This window comes from Mycobacterium sp. IS-1742 (assembly GCF_001500125.1).
In the GTDB taxonomy this organism is placed as follows: Bacteria; Actinomycetota; Actinomycetes; order Mycobacteriales; family Mycobacteriaceae; genus Mycobacterium.
Genome location: NZ_LQIV01000037.1, coordinates 1 through 1,588, shown reverse-complemented (window position 1 = coordinate 1,588; position 1,588 = coordinate 1). Strand labels below are relative to the sequence as shown.

Here is a 1,588-nt window from a genome sequence, read left to right as displayed (position 1 = left end):
TGGAGGTGCCCGTGCTCGTGAACAGAGCCGCGATGGCCGCAACCAACGCGATCAACACCCGACTGATTGCCTTCATGATCTCCCTAGCTGTCGCGCCGACTATTCCATCGGGCGCCTGGTCGCCTGGAGACCACACACCCATGAGTCCAACATGTGACTGCGATGAGAAGTCGCATCAGTTGTCTCATGCGTATCTCATCGTCAGTGACGGGCAAAACATAACAGGGCGGCCAAGAACCGACAACAGATAGCGCAGATACGCCCGTTTCCGCAGTTCAGCCGCGAATTCAAGCCGATCCTCGGTGACGAGCTCCTGAACGGGAAGAAGCCCGCGGGTGACGTTCCCGCGGGCTCCCTCCGTCTTCAGACCTCAGTTCATGTTCCACGGTTCGCCGTAGGTGGTGACGCTGTCACCGCTGGAGGCGATCAGCCGGGCGTAGGGGCGCAGCAGCACGCCGCCGGCCGCACCGGTCACCGTGCCGTGAGCGTTGGAGACAGCGACCGCGCCGTCGGCACCCTCCACGTCGACCGCGAACGTCGCGACTTCCTGGATGCCCGGACCGTTGCCCAGGTCCGCGCTGATCGACACACCGGGGAACAGCGGCGGGGTCACGATGCCCTCCAGGATGGCGTTGTCTTCAGCGACCACAGTGTCGAGGCCGTCGAAGGCGATGTTGGGGGTGGTGTAGCTGAAATTGATCCCCACACCCAGCGACCACGGGAAGCCGATCTGGTAACCCAGCTCCAGCGAACCCTCGAACTCCTCGGCACCCTCACCGGCCACGATGTACTTGGCCCGGCCCGAGTGGAACCACTCACGGGTGAGCCGGTTGCGGTCGAGCGGGAACACCCCGTTGAGGAACGTGTCCCACTGCTGAATGGTCAGGGTCCGACCCTGGCCGTCGACCAGGCTGAGCTCGTTGTCCAGACCTGCGTTGGAGGTGCCCGTGCTCGTGAACAGAGCCGCGATGGCCGCAACCAACGCGATCAACACCCGACTGATTGCTTTCATGATCTCCCTAGCTGTCGCGCCGACTATTCCATCGGGCGCCTGGTCGCCTGGAGACCACACACCCATGAGTCCAACATGTGACTGCGATGAGAACTCGCACCAGTTGTCTCATGCGAATCTCATCGTCAGTGACGGGCAAAACATAACAGCGCGGCCAAGAACCGACAACAGATAGCGGAGTGCTATTGTTTTAGACGGTTGACCTGCGATTATATGACTTACGAACAATTAACTCTTTAACAAAGAAAAGAGCCCCACGCGGCAATCCGGTGGGCGCTATTTGCAATCAAAAATAGATTGTGTGCCATGACTCGTCTCATAGGATCTACGGTCCGCGTCGATCTCGATGGTGTCCGAGGATGCGGGAGGGGTGCGTTCCACCGGCTTTGGGCGTGACACGAAAGAGCCCCGCGGGTCTGTGACCCGCGGGGCTCCCTACTCGTGTGGAAGGACTCAGTTCATGTTCCACGGTTCGCCGTAGGTGGTGACGCTGTCACCCGTGGAGGCGATCAACCGGGCGTACGGACGCAGCAGCACACCACCGGCCGCACCGGTCACCGTGCCGTGCGCGTTCGA

The 1,588-nt window shown here is 61.3% G+C and carries 2 protein-coding genes and 1 pseudogene; all 3 read right to left on the bottom strand.

The annotated features are described in order from the left end of the window. Nucleotides 1-76, bottom strand: a pseudogene (locus tag AU196_RS25640) (MspA family porin); the annotation flags it as partial. 294 nt (nt 77-370) lie between these two features. Next, the gene (mspA, locus tag AU196_RS19285) at nt 371-1,012 is read right to left on the bottom strand and encodes a porin MspA (protein ID WP_059096679.1); all 642 of its coding nucleotides are present in this window, start codon (nt 1,010-1,012) and stop codon (nt 371-373) included. A 453-nt stretch (nt 1,013-1,465) separates the two neighbouring features. Continuing rightward, nucleotides 1,466-1,588: MspA family porin (locus AU196_RS19280; protein ID WP_197415812.1), on the bottom strand; the 123-nt coding region annotated here is incomplete at its 5' end.

Bases quoted from the DNA above. Each gene is read 5' to 3' on its own strand.
- mspA (WP_059096679.1), bottom strand. From the start codon at position 1,012: ATGAAAGCAATCAGTCGGGTGTTGATCGCGTTGGTTGCGGCCATCGCG.